At 72.8% G+C, this 19,436-nt stretch carries 17 protein-coding genes; 9 read left to right on the plus strand and 8 right to left on the minus strand.

What is annotated here, in order from left to right; translation table 11 throughout:
* Positions 1-49: 49 nt before the first annotated feature.
* Both hutU and hutH read right to left on the minus strand, forming a co-directional pair.
* Complete coding sequence (gene hutU / locus ABD297_RS09155; protein ID WP_344254579.1) at positions 50-1,705, minus strand: urocanate hydratase; 1,656 nt, start codon at positions 1,703-1,705, stop codon at positions 50-52.
* A 186-nt stretch (positions 1,706-1,891) separates the two neighbouring features.
* Positions 1,892-3,481, minus strand: a complete 1,590-nt coding sequence (gene hutH / locus ABD297_RS09160) for a histidine ammonia-lyase (protein ID WP_344254580.1) — start codon at positions 3,479-3,481, stop codon at positions 1,892-1,894.
* Between the two features lie 102 nt (positions 3,482-3,583).
* Here hutH and ABD297_RS09165 point away from each other — a divergent pair, with 102 nt between their 5' ends.
* The 8 genes from ABD297_RS09165 to ABD297_RS09200 all read left to right on the plus strand — a co-directional run bounded on the left by ABD297_RS09165 (position 3,584) and on the right by ABD297_RS09200 (position 12,018).
* The gene (locus ABD297_RS09165) at positions 3,584-4,354 is read left to right on the plus strand and encodes an IclR family transcriptional regulator (RefSeq protein WP_344254581.1); all 771 of its coding nucleotides are present in this window, start codon (positions 3,584-3,586) and stop codon (positions 4,352-4,354) included.
* 37 nt (positions 4,355-4,391) lie between these two features.
* Entirely contained in the window at positions 4,392-5,108 is a 717-nt protein-coding gene (locus ABD297_RS09170) for a Type 1 glutamine amidotransferase-like domain-containing protein (RefSeq protein WP_344254583.1), read from the plus strand.
* A 9-nt stretch (positions 5,109-5,117) separates the two neighbouring features.
* A complete protein-coding gene (locus ABD297_RS09175) occupies positions 5,118-6,101 on the plus strand; it encodes an NAD(P)H-quinone oxidoreductase (RefSeq protein ID WP_344254584.1) in 984 nt (327 codons plus the stop codon).
* Positions 6,102-6,329: 228 nt separating this feature from the next.
* A complete protein-coding gene (locus ABD297_RS09180) occupies positions 6,330-6,941 on the plus strand; it encodes a hypothetical protein (protein ID WP_344254586.1) in 612 nt (203 codons plus the stop codon).
* An 86-nt stretch (positions 6,942-7,027) separates the two neighbouring features.
* On the plus strand, positions 7,028-7,654 hold the full coding sequence (locus ABD297_RS09185; protein WP_344254587.1) for a PadR family transcriptional regulator: 627 nt from the start codon (positions 7,028-7,030) through the stop codon (positions 7,652-7,654).
* Positions 7,651-8,388 carry an ABC transporter ATP-binding protein gene (locus tag ABD297_RS09190; protein WP_425581152.1) on the plus strand — a complete coding sequence of 246 codons (738 nt, stop codon included), beginning with the start codon at positions 7,651-7,653 and terminating at the stop codon, positions 8,386-8,388. The genes ABD297_RS09185 and ABD297_RS09190 overlap by 4 nt, the downstream gene beginning before the upstream one ends.
* Before the next feature lies 1 nt (position 8,389).
* A complete protein-coding gene (locus tag ABD297_RS09195; protein WP_344254589.1) occupies positions 8,390-11,272 on the plus strand; it encodes an FtsX-like permease family protein in 2,883 nt (960 codons plus the stop codon).
* Positions 11,273-11,373: 101 nt separating this feature from the next.
* The gene (locus tag ABD297_RS09200) at positions 11,374-12,018 is read left to right on the plus strand and encodes a bacterial proteasome activator family protein (protein WP_344254590.1); all 645 of its coding nucleotides are present in this window, start codon (positions 11,374-11,376) and stop codon (positions 12,016-12,018) included.
* Between the two features lie 37 nt (positions 12,019-12,055).
* Here the strand turns inward: ABD297_RS09200 and ABD297_RS09205 are convergent, their stop codons facing one another.
* Both ABD297_RS09205 and ABD297_RS09210 read right to left on the minus strand, forming a co-directional pair.
* Positions 12,056-12,739, minus strand: a complete 684-nt coding sequence (locus ABD297_RS09205; RefSeq protein ID WP_344254591.1) for a histidine phosphatase family protein — start codon at positions 12,737-12,739, stop codon at positions 12,056-12,058.
* A 9-nt stretch (positions 12,740-12,748) separates the two neighbouring features.
* Entirely contained in the window at positions 12,749-12,964 is a 216-nt protein-coding gene (locus ABD297_RS09210) for a hypothetical protein (RefSeq protein ID WP_344254592.1), read from the minus strand.
* Between the two features lie 103 nt (positions 12,965-13,067).
* Here ABD297_RS09210 and ABD297_RS09215 point away from each other — a divergent pair, with 103 nt between their 5' ends.
* The gene (locus tag ABD297_RS09215; protein ID WP_344254593.1) at positions 13,068-14,726 is read left to right on the plus strand and encodes a metallophosphoesterase family protein; all 1,659 of its coding nucleotides are present in this window, start codon (positions 13,068-13,070) and stop codon (positions 14,724-14,726) included.
* On the opposite strand, the gene ABD297_RS09220 is transcribed toward ABD297_RS09215, so the two are convergent.
* From ABD297_RS09220 to ABD297_RS09235, 4 genes are read right to left on the minus strand one after another with little or no spacing between them, the layout of a single operon-like run.
* Positions 14,716-16,479: an AMP-binding protein gene (locus ABD297_RS09220; RefSeq protein ID WP_344254594.1), complete on the minus strand. Its 1,764-nt coding sequence runs from the start codon at positions 16,477-16,479 to the stop codon at positions 14,716-14,718. The two genes, ABD297_RS09215 and ABD297_RS09220, sit on opposite strands and share 11 nt — an antisense overlap.
* 49 nt (positions 16,480-16,528) lie before the next feature.
* Positions 16,529-17,230, minus strand: a complete 702-nt coding sequence (locus tag ABD297_RS09225) for a PH domain-containing protein (protein WP_344254595.1) — start codon at positions 17,228-17,230, stop codon at positions 16,529-16,531.
* Positions 17,231-17,289: 59 nt separating this feature from the next.
* Positions 17,290-18,762: a SulP family inorganic anion transporter gene (locus ABD297_RS09230; protein WP_344254596.1), complete on the minus strand. Its 1,473-nt coding sequence runs from the start codon at positions 18,760-18,762 to the stop codon at positions 17,290-17,292.
* Positions 18,759-19,430, minus strand: coding sequence for a GAP family protein (locus ABD297_RS09235; protein ID WP_344254597.1), 672 nt, complete (start codon positions 19,428-19,430; stop codon positions 18,759-18,761). The genes ABD297_RS09230 and ABD297_RS09235 overlap by 4 nt, the downstream gene beginning before the upstream one ends.
* Between the last annotated feature and the right edge of the window lie 6 nt (positions 19,431-19,436).

The following is a 19,436-nucleotide window of genomic DNA, read 5'->3' on the forward strand; positions in this document are numbered from 1 at the left end:
GGTGACACATCGAACGCGGAGACGGGAGCGCTGAACGGCATACGGCGCCTCAGCCCTCCTGCATGGGGATGCGGACGCCGCGCTCGTGCGCGACCCGGTCGGCGATGTCATAGCCCGCGTCGACGTGGCGGATGACGCCCATGCCGGGGTCGTTGGTCAGCACGCGGGCGAGCTTCTGCGCCGCGAGGTCGGTGCCGTCGGCGAGGGAGACCTGGCCGGCGTGCAGGCTGCGGCCGATGCCGACGCCGCCACCGTGGTGGATCGAGACCCAGCTCGCGCCCGAGCTCGTGTTGACGAGCGCGTTGAGCAGCGGCCAGTCGGCGATCGCGTCGGAGCCGTCGGCCATGGCCTCGGTCTCGCGGTAGGGGCTGGCGACCGAGCCCGAGTCGAGGTGGTCGCGGCCGATGACGATCGGGGCACTCACCTCGCCGGTGCGGACGAGCTCGTTGAAGGCCAGGCCCGCCTTGTCGCGCTCGCCGTAGCCGAGCCAGCAGATGCGGGCAGGCAGGCCCTGGAAGGCGATCCGGTCCTGAGCGCCGCGGATCCACTTGTGCAGGCGGTCGTTGTCGGGGAAGAGGTCGAGCACGGCCTTGTCGGTCGCGGCGATGTCGCGCGGGTCGCCGGAGAGCGCGGCCCAGCGGAACGGGCCCTTGCCCTCGCAGAACAGCGGACGGATGTAGGCCGGCACGAAGCCGGGGAACTCGAAGGCCCGGTCGTAGCCGCCCTGCCGGGCCTCGTCGCGGATCGAGTTGCCGTAGTCGAAGACCTCGGCGCCGGCGTCCTGGAACTCGACCATCGCCTTGACGTGCTTGGCCATCGAGGCGCGGGCACGGTCGGTGAAGTCCTCGGGCTTCTTCTCGGCGTGCTCGGCCCAGTCCTCGAGGGCGACGCCCTCGGGGAGGTAGCTGAGGGGGTCGTGGGCCGAGGTCTGGTCGGTGACGATGTCGATCTCGACGCCGCGGCGGAGCAGCTCGGGGAAGATCTCGGCCGCGTTGCCGACGACGCCGACCGACCAGCCGCGACGCTCGCGCTTGGCCGCGAGCGCCTTGTCGATGGCGTCGTCGAGGTCCTTGGCGACCTCGTCGAGGTAGCGGTGCTCGACGCGGCGGTGCAGGCGGGCCGGGTCGACGTCGACGATGAGGCACGCGCCGTCGTTCATCGTGACGGCGAGCGGCTGCGCGCCGCCCATGCCGCCGCAGCCACCGGTCAGGGTGAGCGTGCCGGCGAGCGTGCCGTTGAAGCGCTTCTCGGCGACGGCGGCGAACGTCTCGTAGGTGCCCTGGACGATGCCCTGCGTGCCGATGTAGATCCATGAGCCGGCCGTCATCTGGCCGTACATCGTCAGGCCGAGGTGCTCGAGGCGTCGGAACTCGGGCCAGGTGGCCCAGTCGCCGACGAGGTTGGAGTTGGCGATGAGCACGCGCGGCGCCCACTCGTGGGTCTGCATGACGCCGACGGGGCGGCCGCTCTGGACGAGCATCGTCTCGTCCTGCTTGAGCGTGGTCAGCGTGCGCACCATCGCGTCGAACGACTTCCAGTCGCGCGCCGCACGCCCGGTGCCGCCGTAGACGACGAGGTCGTCGGGGCGCTCGGCCACCTCGGGGTCGAGGTTGTTCATCAGCATGCGGAGGGGGGCCTCGGTGGCCCACGACTGCGCGGTCAGCTGCGTGCCGCGAGCCGCGCGGACGGGTCGTGCACCTTCCATGTCACTCTCCTTCGAGCGGGAAATTCGTTGGTATGCCGTGTGGTTCACCCGTCGAGAGGCCATTCCTTGCGGGTCCGTGCCCGTCGAGAGGCCAGTGCTTGTCGCACACTTCGGCCACTCGACTCGTCAGGACCGACAAACTCTGGCCTTTCGACGGTTGGGGGTGGGTGGGTCAGCCGCGGGCGGTCAGCGGAGGGGGCCGGTGACGGACTCGGCGGCCGCGAGGACGGCGCCGTCGGCCACGGCTGCACTGGCGCCCTCGATGTCGGGCGCGAGGAAGCGGTCGGGTCCCGGGGCTGCGTTGGTCCGCGCCGACAGGGCGGCGATGACCGCACCGGTCGCGGGGGCCGGCTCGAGCGGTGCGCGCAGCTGGATGCCGCGGGCGGCCGTGAGCACCTCGATCGACAGGACCCGGCCGAGCGCGTCGACCGACCGGCGCAGCTTGCGCGCTCCGGACCAGCCCATCGACACGTGGTCCTCCTGCATCGCCGAGCTCGGGATCGAGTCGACCGACGCGGGCACGGCGAGGCGCTTCATCTCCGAGACCATCGCGGCCTGGGTGTACTGCGCGATCATCAGGCCGGAGTCGACGCCGGGGTCGTCGGCGAGGAAGGGCGGCAGGCCGTGGTTGCGGGCCTGGTCGAGGAAGCGGTCGGTCCGGCGCTCCGACATGGAGGCGACGTCCGCGGCGACGATGGCGAGGAAGTCGAGGACGTAGGCGACGGGCGCCCCGTGGAAGTTGCCGTTGGACTCGACCCGGCCGTCCGGCGTGACGACGGGGTTGTCGACGGCGGAGGCGAGCTCGGCCGCTGCGACGCGGGCCGCGTGCTCGACCGTGTCACGCGCACCGCCGTGCACCTGGGGGGCGCAGCGGAGGGAGTAGGCGTCCTGGACGCGGGTGCACTCCTCGGTGCGGTGCGACTCCCGCATCGGCGAGCTGGCCATGACGGCAAGGATGTTCGCCGCCGAGTCGCCCTGCCCCACCTGCGGACGCAGCGCGTGCAGGTCGGGCGCGAAGACGCTGTCGGAGCCGAGCAGGCCCTCGACGCTCATCGCGGCCGACACGTCGGCGACCTTGAGCAGGTGGCGCAGGTCGTGGATGGCGAGGACGAGCATGCCGAGCATGCCGTCGGTGCCGTTGATGAGGGCGAGGCCCTCCTTCTCCGCGAGGACGACAGGCTCGATCCCGTTGTCGCGCAGGGCGGTCGCAGCGTCCGTGAGGGTGCCGTCGGCGAGACGCACCGGCCCCTCGCCCATCGCGGCGAGCGCGCAGTGCGACAGGGGCGCGAGGTCGCCGGAGCAGCCGAGGGAACCGTACTCGTGCACGACCGGGGTGATCCCGGCACTCAGCAGGGCCGCATACGTCCTCGCGGTCTGCAGGCGCACGCCGGTGCGTCCGGTCGCGAGGGTCGACAGGCGCAAGAGCATGAGGGCGCGCACGACCTCTCGCTCGACCTCGGGACCGGCGCCGGCGGCGTGCGAGCGCACGAGCGAGCGCTGCAGCTGGGCCCGCAGCTCCGTCGGGATGTGCCGGGTCGCGAGGGCGCCGAAGCCGGTCGAGACGCCGTAGTGCGGCACGGTGTCGTGGGCGAGGTCCTCGATGACGGCGCGGCTGCGCGAGATCTCGGCCTCGGCCTCGGCGGACAGCTCGACCCGGGCGCCGTGACGGGCGACCGCGACGACGTCGTCGGGCGAGAGCGGACCGGTGCCGACGGTGACCGTGCCGGCGGAGCCGAGGGGGGCGTGGAGGCCGGCGGTGGCGGGTGCAGCGTTCATGGTTCCCATCGAACCGCCGAACGGGTGGCGCGACCGCCACCGATGGAGGACAATTGTCTCGGATGCGAGACGTCGTCGATCGCGGACAGGAGGTGGGCCCACGTGTCCAACGCCCCGGCCGCCGCCAACGCGCTCGACGTCCTTGAGCACCTCTCCCGCCACGCAGAGCCGGTGCCGGCGGCGTCGATCGCGCGCGACCTGGGCCTGCCCCGCAGCTCGGTCTACCACCTGCTCAAGGTGCTGCACGGGCGGGGCTACGTCACCCACTACGTCGAGGAGCGGCGCTTCGGACTCGGCCAGGCGGCATACGAGCTCGGCTCCGCCTACCAGCGACAGGCCCCCCTCGCCCGCGTGGCACGAGCCGCGATGCGCCGGCTCGTCGACCAGTGCGGGCGCAACGCCCACTTCGCGACGCTCGACGGGCGTGACGTCATCTACCTCCTCGAGGAGCGGGCGCCCGGGCAGCCGATGCTCGTCACCGACGTCGGCGTGCGCCTGCCCGCCCACCTCACCGCGAGCGGGCTCGCCATGCTGTCGGCGCTGCCGGCGACCCAGGTGCGCGCCCTCTACCCCGACCGCTCCTCGTTCGTCGAGCGCAGCGGCGGAGGCCCGCGGTCGCTGGCCGAGCTGCGCAGCGTCCTCGCCCGGACCCGCACCGACGGCTACGCCCGCGAGGAGGGCACGGTCACGGCCGACCTCTCCTCGGTCGCCGTGCCCGTGCTCGACCGCGCCGGGCGTCCACTCGCGGCCATCGCGCTGACGATGCGCACGGCGGACGCCACCCCCGAGCACGTGACCGAGCTCGTCACCCGCGCTCGCCTCGCCGCCGACGACATCGCACGACGCCTGAGCCCCAACGCCGCCCGTCGCTGAGCCCCCGCGCAGGTCCCACCTCTCCTAGGGTGCCGACATGGACGTCCACCTCATCGGCGGCGGCTGGGACGACGACCTCGCCCCCGCCCTCTACGGCGACTTCGTCGAGGCCGCGGCCCGTCGCGCAGGTGCGACTCCGCGCATCCTCCTCGTCGTCATGGGCACCGACCCCGAGTCCCGCGAGTACCACGAGAGGTACGTCCACACGCTCGGGCTCGTCGGTGGCCACGAGCTCGTCGTCGAGCGGGTGCCCGAGGGCTCGCCGTTCGACGAGGCCGCGCTCGACGGGGTCGACGGGCTCTTCGTCGGCGGCGGCCCGACGCCGGAGTACCACGCGTCCCTCGTTGGTGCCTACGGCCACATCCGCACGCTCGTCGGGTCGGGCATGCCGTATGCCGGGTTCTCCGCGGGCGCTGCCATCGCGGGCTCCCACGCGGTGATCGGCGGCTGGCGCCTCGACGGTCGAGCCGTCTGCCCGGAGGACAGCAACGAGGACCTCGACGCCGTCGCGGTCGTCGAGGGGATCGGCCTGGTGCCGGGGTCCGTCGACGTCCATGCCGCCCAGTGGGGCAACGTGTCACGGCTCGTCGCCGTCGTGGCGGTAGGGCTGGCGCCGAGCGGCGTCGCCATCGACGAGGGCACCCGTCTCGGACCGGACGGGCGGGTCGTGGGTGCCGGCCGGGTGTGGCACGTCACCGCAGACACGTCGGCCCCGGGCGGGGCGCTCCTTCGTGCGGAGGCCGCGGGTCAATAGGCTCGGGCCATGCGCGCCATCACGATCCCTCAGCCCGGAGACGCCGACAGCCTCGTCCTGGACGAGGTGCCCGACCCCGTGGCGGGTCCGGGGCAGGTGCTCGTCGACGTCGTCGCCGCCGGGGTCAACCGGGCCGACGTCATGCAGCGCCTGGGGCACTACCCGCCGCCTCCCGGGGCATCGGAGTACCCCGGCCTCGAGGTGAGCGGTCGCATCGCGGCGCTCGGCGAGGGCGTCGAGGGCTGGCAGGTCGGCGACGAGGTGTGCGCCCTCATCGACGGCGGCGGCTACGCCGAGCGCGTCGTGGCGCCCGCCGAGCAGCTGCTCCCCGTGCCGCGCGGTGTCTCGCTGGTGGACGCCGCGGGCCTGCCCGAGGTGACGTGCACCGTCTGGTCCAACGTCTTCCTCGTCGCCAACATCCAGCCCGGTCAGGTGCTCCTCGTCCACGGCGGCAGCTCCGGCATCGGCACCATGGCCATCCAGCTCGCCAAGGCGGTCGGCGCCCACGTGGCCGTGACCGCGGGGAGCCAGGCCAAGCTCGACGTCTGCCGCGACCTCGGTGCGGAGTTCCTCGTCAACTACCGCGAGGAGGACTTCGTCGAGCGCGTGCGCGAGCTGACGAAGGGCCACGGCGCCGACGTCATCCTCGACAACATGGGAGCGAAGTACCTCGCCCGCAACGTCGAGGCCCTCGCCATCAGCGGCCGGCTCGTCACGATCGGGCTCATGGGCGGCCGCAAGGGCGAGCTCGACATGGGCATGCTCCTGGCCAAGCGCGCCGCCGTCATCGCGACGTCGCTGCGCGCCCGGCCCGCGACCGAGAAGGCCGCCATCGTCGCGGCCGTGCGTGAGCACGTGTGGCCGCTCATCGAGTCCGGGGCCGTGCGTCCCGTCATCCACTCGCGCCACCCGCTGGAGCAGGCGGCGCAGGCCCACCGCGAGATGGAGGCCTCGGGCCACATCGGCAAGATCCTCCTCACCACCGGGCGCTGACCGAGCCCTCGGGCACCTGACCCCGCCGATCCCCCGATCCCGCCGATTCCCCCGATCCCCCCGATCCCCCCGATCCCCGGTCCGGCCGGAGGGCGTGAGCGGCACTGTGGGACGGGATGATCCGGCCGTGTCGGACTCGTCCGGTGACGGGTCGACCCCGACCGGCGTACCGTCGGTCGATGGACCTCTTCGCCCTGAAGCGGCCCCCGATCCCACGGGAGGTTCACGGTGTTCATCCAGGTCATCCAGGGTCGGTGCACTGACGCCGACGCCCTCCACCGGCAGATGGACCGGTGGACCACGGAGCTCGAGCCGGGTGCCACCGGCTGGCTCGGCGGGACGTACGGCCTCACCGACGACGGCGAGTTCGTCGGGGTCGTGCGCTTCGACTCCCGCGCCTCGGCCGAGGCCAACTCCGCCCGCCCCGAGCAGGGCATCTGGTGGGAGGAGACGGCGCGGCTGTTCGACGGCGACGCGAGCTTCCACGACTGCGACGACGTGACGATGATGCTCGACGGCGGCAGCGACGACGCCGGCTTCGTCCAGGTCATCCAGGGCCGCCTCAGCGACCCGGAGCAGTTCCGTCACCTGATGGAGCGGCCGATGGACATGCTCCACGAGGCACGCCCCGAGATCATCGGCGGCACCGTGGCGATCGACGCCGACGGCTTCTTCACCCAGACGATGGCGTTCCGCACCGAGGCCGAGGCCCGCGAGGGCGAGCAGAAGAGCCCGCCGCCGGAGGCCCGCGAGGACATGGACGCGATGGGCTCGATGATGCAGGACGTCAGCTACCACGACCTGCACCACCCGTGGTTCGCCACGGCCGGGGCGCACTGACCGCGCGACCTCGCTTGCCAGCCCTCGGCATACTCGGTATACATGTCCTCACCTGAGAGAATACCGAGTATGCAGGGGGTTCGCGAATGTCCGTCAAGCAGGGGTTGCTCGCACTGCTCGCCGAGGAGCCGATGTACGGCGCCCGGCTGCGCAGCGAGTTCGAGGCACGCACCGGCGGCACGTGGCCGCTCAACGTCGGGCAGGTCTACACGACCCTCGCCCGGCTCGAGCGCGACGGCCTCGTCGAACCGGTCGGCGGCAGCGACGACGAGGGGCGCATCGCCTACCGCCTCACCGCGGCGGGGCAGACCGAGATCGAGTCGTGGTGGCTCACGCCCGTCGACCGCGACTCGACGCCGCGCGACGAGCTCGTCATCAAGCTCGCCCTCGCGGTCACGGCGCCCGAGGTCGACGTCCAGCGCGTCGTGCAGACCCAGCGCACGGCGACCCTGAAGCACCTGCGCGACCTGACGCGCCTCAAGAGCCGCGCGAGCGACGAGCCGACGGCCCACGACCTCGCCTGGCTCCTCGTCCTCGAGAACCTCCTCTTCGCCGCCGAGGCCGAGGTGCGCTGGCTCGACCACGTCGAGTCCACCCTGAGCCGTATGCCGTCAGCGACCCTCCGTGGGGCGCGCCCGGGCGGCGCCGCGACCGAGCCTGACCAGGAGGACGCCCGGCGGGCGGCCGCCGCGTCGAAGGGCGGCCGGTCGTGAGCGCCTCCGGTCCGGACAGCCCGGTCCTGGTCCTCGACGACGTCTCACGCGTCCACGGCGAGCGCGAGACCGAGGTCGTGGCCCTCAGCCACGCGTCGCTGACCGTCGCCCGCGGCGAGCTCGTGGCCGTCATGGGCCCGTCCGGCTCGGGCAAGTCGAGCCTGCTCAACCTCGCCGGCGGCCTCGACCGCGCGACGAGCGGCCGGGTCGTCGTCGAGGGCGTGGACGTCTCGTCCCTCGACGCCAAGGGTCTCGCGGCGCTGCGCCGTCGCTCGATCGGCTTCGTCTTCCAGGACCTCAACCTCATCCCCAGCCTGACGGCCGCCGAGAACATCGGCCTGCCGCTCGAGCTCGACGGCTGGTCGGTCCGCCGGGCCCGTTCGCAGGCCCTCGACGCACTCGACCGCCTGAAGCTGCGCGAGCTCGCCGACCGCTACCCCGACCAGATGTCGGGCGGGCAGCAGCAGCGGGTCGCCATCGCCCGTGCCCTGGTCGGCGAGCGCACGCTCGTGCTGGCGGACGAGCCGACCGGAGCCCTCGACTCGCACACGGGCGAGGGCGTGCTCAAGATCCTGCGCCAGCGCTGCGACGCTGGGGCCGCTGGGCTGCTCGTCACGCACGAGGCCCGGCACGCGGCCTGGGCCGACCGGGTCGTCTTCCTGCGCGACGGTGTCATCGTCGACGAGACCGGCGCCGCATCGACCGCGGACTCCCTTCTCGCAGAGACCCGCTGACGTGAGCGACACGAACACCTCGGTGCCCGCGTCACGCCTCGCGCAGTGGCGGGCCGGCTGGCGCGTCTCCCTGCGGATGGCCCGCCGCGACGTCCGCCGCCACCGCGGCCGCAGCCTCCTCGTCGTCATCATGGTCGGCCTGCCCGTCCTGCTCCTCACAGCAGCGACGACGCTGTGGTTCACCGACGACCTCGACGCCTCCGAGCGGCTGCCCTTCCAACTCGGACAGAGCCAGGGCTACGTCATCCCGCCACAGGCGCTGCAGCTGCGCCAGCTGCTCGACCCGATGGAGCAGCAGGAGTGGCCCGGCAAGACCGAGCCCCCTGCCGCCAGGGCCGTCCCCGGCCTCGTCGCCGGCAGCGAGGCTGCTGCCCTCTCGACCCTGCTCCACGCGCGGCTCGTCGAGGTCACCTCGGTGCCCGCGACGATCCGCGTCGGTGACCACTACCTCTCCGGCAACGCGCTCGGGGTCGACAGCCGCGACCCGGCGGTGCTCGCACCGCGGGTCACGCTCGACTCCGGTCGCTGGCCCGCCGGCCCCGGCGAGGCGCTCGTCACCGCCGCAGGCATCGAGAACGGCCTGCCGCGCAGCGGCACGGTCGGGCTGCGGGTGCTCGGCTCCGCCGGCGAGGCTCCCGAACGAGCCCTCACCATCGTCGGAGTCGGTCGCGGGTTCGACGCGCAGGGCGGCCAGTACGTCAGGCAGTCCGACCTCGTGACGACTCCCCTGCCGTCGGACTACGCGCAGCGCCAGTGGCTCGTCGACCGCGGCGACCCGATCACCTGGGGTGAGGTCGAGCGCCTCAACAGCTACGGCGTGGGGGCCTTCAGCCGGTTCGTCGCCGAGCACCCGGAGACGATGACGCGTCACTCGGGGGACGCCTCGTCCGACAACACCGTGGCCCTCGTCATCGCGCTGGCAGCCCTCGGGCTGGTCCTGCTCACGACGCTCCTCGCGGGGCCGGCCTTCGCCGTCGGAGCGGCCCGCCAGCGGCGCACGCTCGCGCTCGCGGCGTCGAACGGCGCCACGACCCGACAGCTGCGGCGCACCGTCCTCGCCCAGGCACTGGTCCTCGGGGTGCTGTCCGCCGTCGTCGGTGCGGTCGTGGGCGTGTCCGGCGGCGTCGGATCCGTGCTCGTGGCGCGCCTCGCGCGACCCGACCTCTTCGTCGGCCCGGTGCAGGTGCCGTGGCCGGCGGTCGCCGCGGCCGCGGCAGCCGCCGTGCTCAGCTCGGTCGTGGCCGCCGTCGTGCCGAGCCGCGGGCTCGGACGGCTGGACGTCGTCTCCGTGCTGCGCGGCCAGAGCGTGTCGCCGACGCTGCGACGCCGCGTCCCGGTCGTCGGTGCCGTGCTCGTGGCGGCCGGGGCCGTCGCCGTCACGTGGGCCTCGTTCCGCGATCCCTCCTCGGCGGTCACCGCCTTCGTCGGCGGTTCCCTCGCGATCGTCGTCGGCTCGCTCCTCGTCGTCCCGCTCAGCCTCGCCCTCGTGGCCAGGGGCGCCGACCGGCTCCCCCTCGCGCTGCGGATGGCAGCGCGCGAGGCCGGGCGCCAGCGCGGACGGGCCACTCCGACCGTGGCCGCCATCATGGGTGGTGCCGCCGTGCTTTCCGTCGTCTGCATCGGCCTCGAAGCCGACACGACCCGAGCAGCCCGTGACCACGTCCCCGTGACGCGGCAGGGGCAGGCCGTCGTGCAGGGCGGACTCACACCTCTTCGCCTCCACGACCTGGCGCGGACCGTGAGGGCGACAGACCCCTCCCTGAGGCCACTCGTGCTCAGCGAGCTCGCGGACTACAACCAGCAGGACGGGCGCGTCATGTTGGCTGCCCGTCGCCCCGGCTGCACGGACGCGCAGGTCATCCCGCGCCCCTTGGGGGGCAACGAGATCCCTGACCTCAGCACGGCGTGCGTGACGGCCTCGAACTTCAGCAACGACGTGCCGTTCGCCACCCTGCAGGCCGCGGACCTCACCGATCTCACGGAGTTCCTCGACCTGACGCCTACCCAGCAGCAGGTTCTCCGGAGCGGTGGGGTGGCGACGGTCGACCCGGCCGAGGTGGCCGGCCTGCCCCTTCCGGACCGCGGGGGCCAGCTGCTCCGGGACGTCGACCGGGCACGACCCGTCGTCCTCGACGAGACGGGCGGCGCGGTCACATTCCTGCGCTGGCGACAGTCCGTCGACGGCCAGGGCAACTGGGTGGCGCCGGTCCCGGCCCGCACCCAGGTCGTCCGGATGCCGGTCGCGTACCTGACCCGTGCACAGTGGACCCGTCTGCTGGTGCTCTACTCGGGCGGCCCGGCCGGCGTCGTGACGACGGTGACGGCCGACAGGCTCGGGGTGGCCACCACGCCCACCGCGCTCGTGGTCCGCGCCGACGGCGGCATCTCGCCCGACCTGGAGTCCCGCCTCACCGACGCCCTGCGGGCGAGCCAGGGCGACGCGACCGTCAGCGTCGAACGTGGCTACCAGCGCGGCGACGGCCTCGCGCTCGTCATCCTGTTCGGCGTCATCGGCCTGGTCATCCTCGTCGCGACCCTCATCGCCACCGCCCTGAGCCAGACCGAGAACGTCCCCCTGCTCGGGACCCTCGCAGCCGTGGGGGCGACCCGACGGACCCGTCGGGCACTCGCAGGGTCGCAGGCGCTCTACCTCGGGCTGCTCGGGGCGGTGCTGGGCCTGCTCGTGGGCCTGGCGCCCGGGATCGGCCTGGCCCGGATCGTGCTGTCCACGGTTGCCGAGGACGGGGGTCGTGCCCTGCCGGCTACGATCCCCGTTCCCTGGCTGCAGATCCTGCTGCCGGTCGTTCTCGTGCCGCTCGTCGCCGGTGCGCTCGCCTGGGTCTCGATCCGCCGCGCTCCCGTGGTGGTGCGCCGGGCCACCTGACCCGCGGCTGCCGGCCACACGGCATACGTCGTCGGACCCGGGGTCCGTGCGCCTGACAGGGGGACGCACGGACCCCGACCCGTTGGGGCAGGATGGAGCGCATGAGCGACGACGCGAGCCGACAGGGACAGCTCCCCGACACCGACCTCCCGCGCGACACCAACGGCGACGAGCCGCGCATCGTCGTCGTCACGCCCGACGGCATGGGCGTCGCCGACCCGTCGGGCGACGACCGGCGCACCGACCCGCAGGACGGTCACGCCGAGCACCACCGCGAGGAGCCGCGCGAGCGCACCAACCCGGCCGACCTCGTCGAGGAGCCGGCCAAGGTCATGCGCATCGGCTCGATGATCAAGCAGCTGCTCGAGGAGGTGCGCAACGCGCCGCTCGACGAGGCCGGCCGGCGTCGTCTCGCCGAGGTGCACCACCGGTCCCTCGAGGAGCTCAAGGACGGCCTCGCGCCCGAGCTCGTCGCCGAGCTCGACCGGATCGCGCTGCCCTTCCGTGACGACTCCCCGACCGACGCCGAGCTGCGCATCGCGCAGGCCCAGCTCGTCGGCTGGCTCGAGGGCCTGTTCCACGGCATCCAGACGGCGCTCGTCGCGCAGCAGATGGCGGCCCAGCAGCAGCTGCAGCAGATGCGCGCCCTGCCGCCCGGTCCGGGCGCCTCCTACGGCACGCCGCCCGGCATGGAGCCGGGAGAGCGCCACCCCGGCGAGCCCGGACCCACGGGCCAGTACCTCTGAGGCCCGACCGACGACCGCGTATGCCGTGTGGTGACGTTCAGAGCCAGCTGGACCTCTCGCGCTCGGTCGGCACCACGGTGGGGTCCCACTGCGTGAAGGGCGCCTCCAGCTTGTAGCGGAGGTCCTTCTGCCGCAGCAGCACCACCGGCTGGCCGTTCTCCGGGTTGTCGAGCGACTCGAAGTAGTCAACGCTCCAGTGGAACCACCGCATGCAGAAGAGGCGCATCGTCAGGCCGTGCGTCACGACGACGACGTTGCGCGGCGCCGCCGGCGTCTCGAAGTTGCGGTGCATCGACTCGAGGAAGGTCGACACCCGGTCGTAGACGTCCGAGCCGGACTCGCCCTGGGTGAAGCGGTAGAAGAAGTGGCCGTAGCGGTCGCGCAGCCGTCGCTGCTCGGCGATGTCGGTCGGGTCCTGGAAGTTGGCCCAGTCCTGCTCGCGCAGGCGCGGCTCGACCCGCACGTCCCGCTCGGCGACGGGCAGTCCGAGCATCTCGAGCGTCTGCCGGGTGCGGAGGTAGGGCGAGACGTAGACCTCGACCGACTCGCCGTCGAGCACGTCGCGGATCGCCTCGCCGGTGCGGCGCGCCTGGTCGAAACCCTTGGGGGTCAGGCTGATCCGGTGGTCTGGCACCCGCTCGTAGACCGTGTCGTCGAGGTTGCCCTCGGACTCGCCGTGCCGCACGAGGATGATCCGGTTCGGTCGGTGCTCGAGACTCACCCGGTCAGACTACGGTCGCGGGCCCCGCACGGGCGTGGGCCGCGGCCGGCCGCGCGCCGCCCACGGTGCGACGAGCAGCACGAGCCAGGCGAAGCCGACCGCGAAGCTCGCGACGAGGATGACCACACCGGCCCACTCGCCGAGGAGGCTCGGCCCGAGGAGGAGCAGCACGGCATACGCCATCAACGCCGTGACGACCACAGCCTTGCGACGAGCCGACCCCATGACTCCTCCTCGCTCCGGCGCGCTGACGCGGCCATCGGAGCACGCCGACATGAACGGGTGGTGCCGTCCCGGTGACGCCTCACGGTCCGGTTAGGGTGAAGCGATGCGACAGGTGGGGACCCTGCTTCCCGGCGACAGCCCCTGGCTGCGCCGGGCCTCGCACGTGCTCAAGTGGGTCGCCGTGCTCGTGGCCTGCTACCTCGGCGGGGTGGCAGCGACCAACCTCGCCCCGACGGTCGCCGAGACGTCGCAGTACCGCGCCGTGCTGCGGCTCGACCCGGTGCCGCGCCACACCCCCGTGCTGCACGCGCCCACGATCGTCGGCGACGTCGACGTCCAGTTCGCCTCTCCCCTCGTCGCGCCCGGTCTCGACGTGCAGGTCGCGGTGCGCGAGGAGATCACCAACCTCTTCACCCGGCCCAACGTCGACATCAGGGCGCTGCAGCCCTCACCCGACGAGATCTCTGCCGCGATCTCGCAGGCCGCGACGGGCGTGGGCATCCGCTTCGTGCTCGGCGCGACGTCGATCGCGGTCCTGCTGGCGCTCGCCTCGCACTACATGCGCCAGCGCAACACCCGGCGCCACCACGTGCTCTTCGTCGCCTCGGCGATGGTCGTCGCGACCGTCGGCACGTTCGGCGGGATCGCGCTCACCTACCAGCCGAGCCGCTTCGCGGAGTACCGCACGAGCGGCGTGCTCGGTGTCGTGCAGCGCAACGCCGGCCTGCTCGCCGACGTCGAGGCCCGCGCCTCGCAGGTGACGCCGTACTTCCGCAACCTGCTCGCCGTGACCCAGGCGCTCCAGCAGAAGTACGTCGCGGGCAACGTCAACGAGCCGGTGTCGGCGCGCTTCCTGCTCGTCTCCGACATCCACGGCGCCAACCAGTACGCCCTGATGAAGACGATCATCGCCGAGGAGGACATCGACGCGGTCATCGACAGCGGCGACCTCGTCAACTTCGGGCGGGTCCAGGAGGGCGACGCCGCCGACCTCTACCGCTCGATCCAGTCGCTCGGCGTGCCCTACATCTTCACGAGCGGCAACCACGACCAGTCGTCCGCGAGCGACCGGGCGGTGCTCTCGCGCCTGGCCCGCATCCCCAACGTCGTGCTGCTCGAGGACGCCGCCGGCACCTTGCGCGAGCTCACCTTCCACGGCCTGCGGATCACCGGCTTCAACGACCCGCGCTACTTCGGCGACGACAACGCCGACCCGACCGCCAAGGCCAAGCCGGCGGCCGACCGCTACAACGCCGCCACCGCCGACCAGCCCGAGCCCGACATCGTCGTCACCCACGAGCCGTATGCCGCCGAGCAGGTCGACCGGGCACGTCTGCTCATCAACGGGCACATGCACACCCCGGCGATCGAGGGCAACCGCATCCAGGTCGGCACCTTCACCGGCGGCGGTGTCGTGGCGCACTACGCCGAGGGGCCGGGGCAGGAGCTCGACGGGCAGCCCTACGCCTTCGACATCGCCCAGTTCGGCACGTCGTGCGAGCTGACCTCGCTGTCGCGCTACTCGTTCCGCAACCTGCTCGAGGGGCGCCCGGCCTACGACAGCGTCCAGGTCATCAGCGGCGCCCGCATCGACCCCTACCGGCCAGTCACGACGAGCGCGCAGCCGGGCCAGGACCAGCCCGACCCGGCCAAGCGCCTGTGCAGCCGCATCGACGAGACGACGGTGCGCTCGCTGCCGCTCGCACCGGGCGATCCGCAGTCGCCGGCCACGACGCCGGCGCTGCCGCCCGTCACCCCTTGAGGTCGGGGAACTGCTCGTCGCGCCACTCGCCCTCGGGCTGGGCCGCACCGGTGGCGTCGAGGTCGTTCTCGCGACCCCGCAGCTCGATGCGGCGGATCTTGCCCGAGATGGTCTTGGGCAGCTCGTAGAACTCGATGCGCCTGACCCGCTGCCACGGCGCCAGCCTCTCGCGGGCATGCGCGAGGATCGAGCGCGCGGTGTCGGCGCTCGGCTCGTGGCCCGGCGCGAGCGCGATGTAGGCCTTGGGCACCGCGAGGCGCACGGGGTCCGGTGACGGCACGACGGCCGCCTCGGCGACGGCTGGGTGCTCGATGAGGACCGACTCGACCTCGAACGGGCTGATCTTGTAGTCGCTGGCCTTGAAGACGTCGTCGGTGCGCCCGACGAAGGAGATGTAGCCGTCGGCGTCGACCGTGGCGACGTCACCCGTGTGGTAGAAACCGCCGGCCATGGCGTCGGCGTTGCGCTGCTCGTCGCCCTGGTAGCCGGTCATGAGCGGGACCGGGGGCTGCGACAGGTCGAGACAGATCTCGCCCTCGCGGTTGCCGTCCGCATCGGATTGTGTGACAAGGGCGTTCGTGATCGGGTCGACCACGACGACCGGGCAGCCCGGCAGCGGTCGACCCATCGACCCGGGCTTGACCGTGGAGCCGGGCGTGTTGCCGACGGCAGCCGTCATCTCGGTCTGGCCGTAGCCGTCGCGGATCGTCAGGCCCCACGCCTTCTCGACCTGCGCGATGACCTCGGGGTTGAGCGGCTCGCCCGCGCCGATGACCTCACGCAGCGAGCCGGGCCCGGCCGAGAGGTCGCTGTTGATGAGCATGCGCCACACGGTGGGCGGTGCGCAGATCGAGGTGACCTCGTGGGTGTGCAGCACCCGCAGGAGCGCAGCCGGGTCGAAGCGGCTGTAGTTGTAGACGAAGGCCGTCGCCTCCGCCGCCCACGGCGCGAAGAACGAGGACCAGGCGTGCTTGGCCCAGCCGGGGCTGCTGATGTTGAGGTGCACGTCGCCGGGCTGCAGGCCGATCCAGTACATCGTCGACAGGTGCCCCACGGGGTAGGAGCGCTGCGTGTGCTCGACGAGCTTCGGCCGGCTCGTCGTGCCCGACGTGAAGTAGAGGAGCATCCGGTCGTCGGGTCCGGTGCCCGGGTGCTCGGTCGGGCCCGCGTCGATCGTGTATGCCGTGCCGTGGTCCTCCCAGCCGTCCGTGGCCGTGCCTGCCGGGTCGGCCCCACCGACGGCGATGCGCACGTAGTCGCCGGGCACGTCGTCGAACTTGTGCACCTCGCCGGCGTTGGTGATGACCGCCCGGGCCGCGCCACGCGTCATCCGGTCGACGAGGTCGCCGGGTCCCACGGCCGTCGTCGTCGGCATGACGACGGCGCCCATCTTGATGACGGCAAGCATCGACTCCCACAGCTCGACCTGGTTGCCGAGCATGAGCACGACCGAGTCCCCGCGACGGACCCCGAGGGAGGCCAGCCGCGCCGCGACCTGGTCGGAGCGGCGGGCCATCTCGTCATAGGACCAGGAGCGGGACGACTCGTCCTGCTCGACGATCGTCAGGCACGCACGGTCGTTGCCACGGGCCACGGCGTCGAACCAGTCGATGCCCCAGTTCCAGCGGTCCCCGACGTCCGGGAAGGTGAACTCCCGGACCGCGCGGGCGTGGTCGCCGCGCAGGGCGAGGAGCTGGTCACGGGCGGCTCGGTAGCGCGCGGTCACACCGGCTTCGTCGACAGGTGAGGTCATGCTCCGACGATGCCACACGCGCCTGCGGCCGGGAGCAGGACCGGCGAGGTCAGAGCGTCTGGTCGCTGCCGTCGCCGAGGTCGCGCGGACGGCGCCGCTCCTCCGCAAGCTCGGGCCGGTCGGGACGCCGGCGCGGGATGGCCGTCGTGTCGCCGGGGTCGTGGCCGTCGTAGTCAGCGCCGTAGTCGTCGCTCGCGGCATACGCCGGGTCCGAGCCCGGGGCGTCCGACGGGCCGGCGCCGCGACCGAACGTCCGGCGCCGCAGGTCGTCCTCGTCGATGAGGCGGTTGATGAGCTGCTGGACCTCGTTGCTGCGCGGGATGTTCGAGAGGTTCTCGTCGGGGCTGTCGCCGGCCGACTCGATGTGCAGGGAGCCGGACCGGATGAGCCGGTCGAGGACGGTCTGCTGGAAGCTCACGTCGGTGATCTTCGACAGCGTGATGTCCTTGCCGTTCTTGGTGAGGATGCCGCGCCGGACCATGACGCGGTGCGAGGTGATGACGTAGTGGGTGGTGCGCCAGCGCAGGTAGGGCACGACGACCGCCGGGATCGCGACGACGACCAGCACCGCCACGGCAACCCACTGGATGCGGTTGCCTGTCTCGTCGTCGGGCGTCACGACGGCGACGGCGATGCAGGCGGCCGTGAGCAGCAGCCCGAAGATCGTCGGCACCACGACGGTGAGCCAGTGCGGGTGCAGGTCGCGCTCGACCTTCTCGCCCTTGGCCAGCACGTTCTCCGGGAAGCCCACGGTGATCCTCCTGTCGTCACGGTCCGGTCGGACCACGCCTACCCGTTCAGCCTAGGCGTTCACCCCTCGTCCGCGGCCTCCCGACGGGCCGCGGCGACCGCGTCGTCGACCGTGTCGTGGATGCCGGCCAGGACGTCGTCAGCCTCGGCCGCGCCCACGACGTCGCGCACCTGCCCGATGCCGGCCGCGAGGTGGAGGCGTATGCCGTCCCGCCCGAGTCCCGACTCCAGCTGGGCCAGCATGTCGGCGGCGCTCACGTCGATCGCGGGGACGGCGCTCGCATCGACGACGACGGCCCGGGTCGCGGGGGTGACGGCCGCCCTGATCTCGTCGCGCACGTGCTCGGCGTTGACGAAGTAGAGCCCCGACTCGACCCGCACTACGACGACGTCCGGCGCTGCTGCGAGCTCGGGGTGACGGGTCGCGTCGAGCCACTCGCCGGCGACGCCCGGCTGGCGCACGAGACGGGCCACGTGGGGTCGGGACGTCCGGTAGAGGAGCAGCACGAGGGAGAGCAGCACCCCGACGAACAGGCCGGGCAGCGTGTCGAGCACGAGCACCCCCAGCAGCGCGCCGACGGCGGCGATGAAGTCGGCCCGGGCCGCGCGGCGGTAGATGCGTCCCAGCGGGGCCGACCACACGGCATACAGCCGGCGCAGCGAGGCGACGTCCACGAGCTCGACGACGGCGGCGATGACGACGGCGGCGAGCACCGGCTCGGGGAGCGACTCGAAGAGTCCCGTGAGGAAGAGCAGGGTCACGACGGTCAGCGCGCCCACGAGGACGTTGGACGCCTGGCTGCGCGCCCCGGCCGCCCCGTTGACGGCCGTCTTGCTCAGGCTGCCGTTGACGACCATGCCGCCGAGCAGCCCGGAGCCGACGTTGGCGGCGCCCAGCGCCGTGAGCTCACGGTCGGTGTCGAGCTCGTAGCCGAGCCGTGCGGCATACGCCTTCGCAGCGGCGAGACCCTCGACGAAGGCGATGAGCAGCACGCCGACGGCGGGGCCCGCGAGCTCGAGGTACTGCGAGGGGTCGGAGCCCGGCAGCCCGAGGCTCGGCAGGCCGGCATCGATGGGGCCGACGATGGCGACGCCGCGCTCGTCCAGGGAGAGCAGGCGCACGGCCGCGATCCCGAGGGCCACGACGACGAGCGACCCGGGCAGCCGGGGCGCGACACGGCGCAGCACCGTGACCAGGACGAGCGCGCCGATGCCGACGACGGCGCTGAGCCAGTGCACGTCGCCCAGCTCGGTGACGAGCGTCCACGCCGAGCGGAAGAAGCCGCCCTCGGGCTTGTCGACGTCGAGAAGCTTGGGCACCTGGCCGAGGATGATCGTCAGGGCGAGCCCGACGATGAAGCCCTTGAGGACCGGCACCGCGGCATACAGCCCGACGACCGGCGGGACGCCCACGATCGTCGCGTAGGCCAGCGACTCGGCGACGAGGACGGCCCAGACAGTGAGGCCCGCGACGACGTCCGGGCGCAGCCAGGCACGCCGGTAGCCGCGCACCCACGGCGCCAGGGCCGTCATGGGCGCAGGAGCGCGCTGATCCCGTCGCCGAGCACCTTGGCGCCGAGCACGAGGAAGAGCACGACCATGACCGTCGCGTTGTTCGCGACGAGCCACACCTTGGCCCGGTCGAGCGCCGGCGCGACGCGGTCGCGCGCCACGAGGTAGGCGACGACCGGGACGGCGACGGTCAGCGACGCGAGGACGACGTAGACGGCGCCGACGGCGACCTTCCCTCCGGTCGCGAGACCGCTCGAGGCGATCGTGGTCGCGGCGGCGAGCGTCAGCCCGAGGTTCTTCGGGTTCGCCCCGGCGAAGACCGCTCCGAACCCGAAGGCCTTTGCGGCAGTGAACGAGTCGATCGACGACATCCAGGCCGGTGGCTGCGGCTCGGCGCCGGGGACGGGCCGGGAACGCCACTGCCTCAGGGCGAGCACGAGGAAGAGCAGGCCCACGACGACCTTGACGACGCCGCCCACGACGCTGCTGCCGTCACCACCCCCGAGTCCGCCGAGGACCGCCACGGCGGCGGTGACGGCCCCCAGCGCGAGCACCCACCCGGCCAAAAAGGCGGGCGCGTTGCGGGCCGCCGCGGGAGAGAACAGCATGAGGATCACCGCGATGACGGGCACCGGGCTGATCGCCACACCGACCGCGTTGCCGAGGACGTCTCCGATCGCGGCCCCCACGGAGGG

It is taken from the genome of Terrabacter carboxydivorans, from assembly GCF_039532035.1.
Lineage (GTDB): Bacteria > Actinomycetota > Actinomycetes > Actinomycetales > Dermatophilaceae > Terrabacter > Terrabacter carboxydivorans.

Coding starts and splice junctions, on each gene's coding strand:
- hutU (WP_344254579.1), bottom strand. CDS start 1,705: ATGGAAGGTGCACGACCCGTCCGCGCGGCTCGCGGCACGCAGCTGACC.
- hutH (WP_344254580.1), bottom strand. CDS start 3,481: ATGAACGCTGCACCCGCCACCGCCGGCCTCCACGCCCCCCTCGGCTCC.
- ABD297_RS09170 (WP_344254583.1), top strand. CDS start 4,392: ATGGACGTCCACCTCATCGGCGGCGGCTGGGACGACGACCTCGCCCCC.
- ABD297_RS09175 (WP_344254584.1), top strand. CDS start 5,118: ATGCGCGCCATCACGATCCCTCAGCCCGGAGACGCCGACAGCCTCGTC.
- ABD297_RS09185 (WP_344254587.1), top strand. CDS start 7,028: ATGTCCGTCAAGCAGGGGTTGCTCGCACTGCTCGCCGAGGAGCCGATG.
- ABD297_RS09200 (WP_344254590.1), top strand. CDS start 11,374: ATGAGCGACGACGCGAGCCGACAGGGACAGCTCCCCGACACCGACCTC.
- ABD297_RS09210 (WP_344254592.1), bottom strand. CDS start 12,964: ATGGGGTCGGCTCGTCGCAAGGCTGTGGTCGTCACGGCGTTGATGGCG.
- ABD297_RS09215 (WP_344254593.1), top strand. CDS start 13,068: ATGCGACAGGTGGGGACCCTGCTTCCCGGCGACAGCCCCTGGCTGCGC.
- ABD297_RS09220 (WP_344254594.1), bottom strand. CDS start 16,479: ATGACCTCACCTGTCGACGAAGCCGGTGTGACCGCGCGCTACCGAGCC.
- ABD297_RS09230 (WP_344254596.1), bottom strand. CDS start 18,762: ATGACGGCCCTGGCGCCGTGGGTGCGCGGCTACCGGCGTGCCTGGCTG.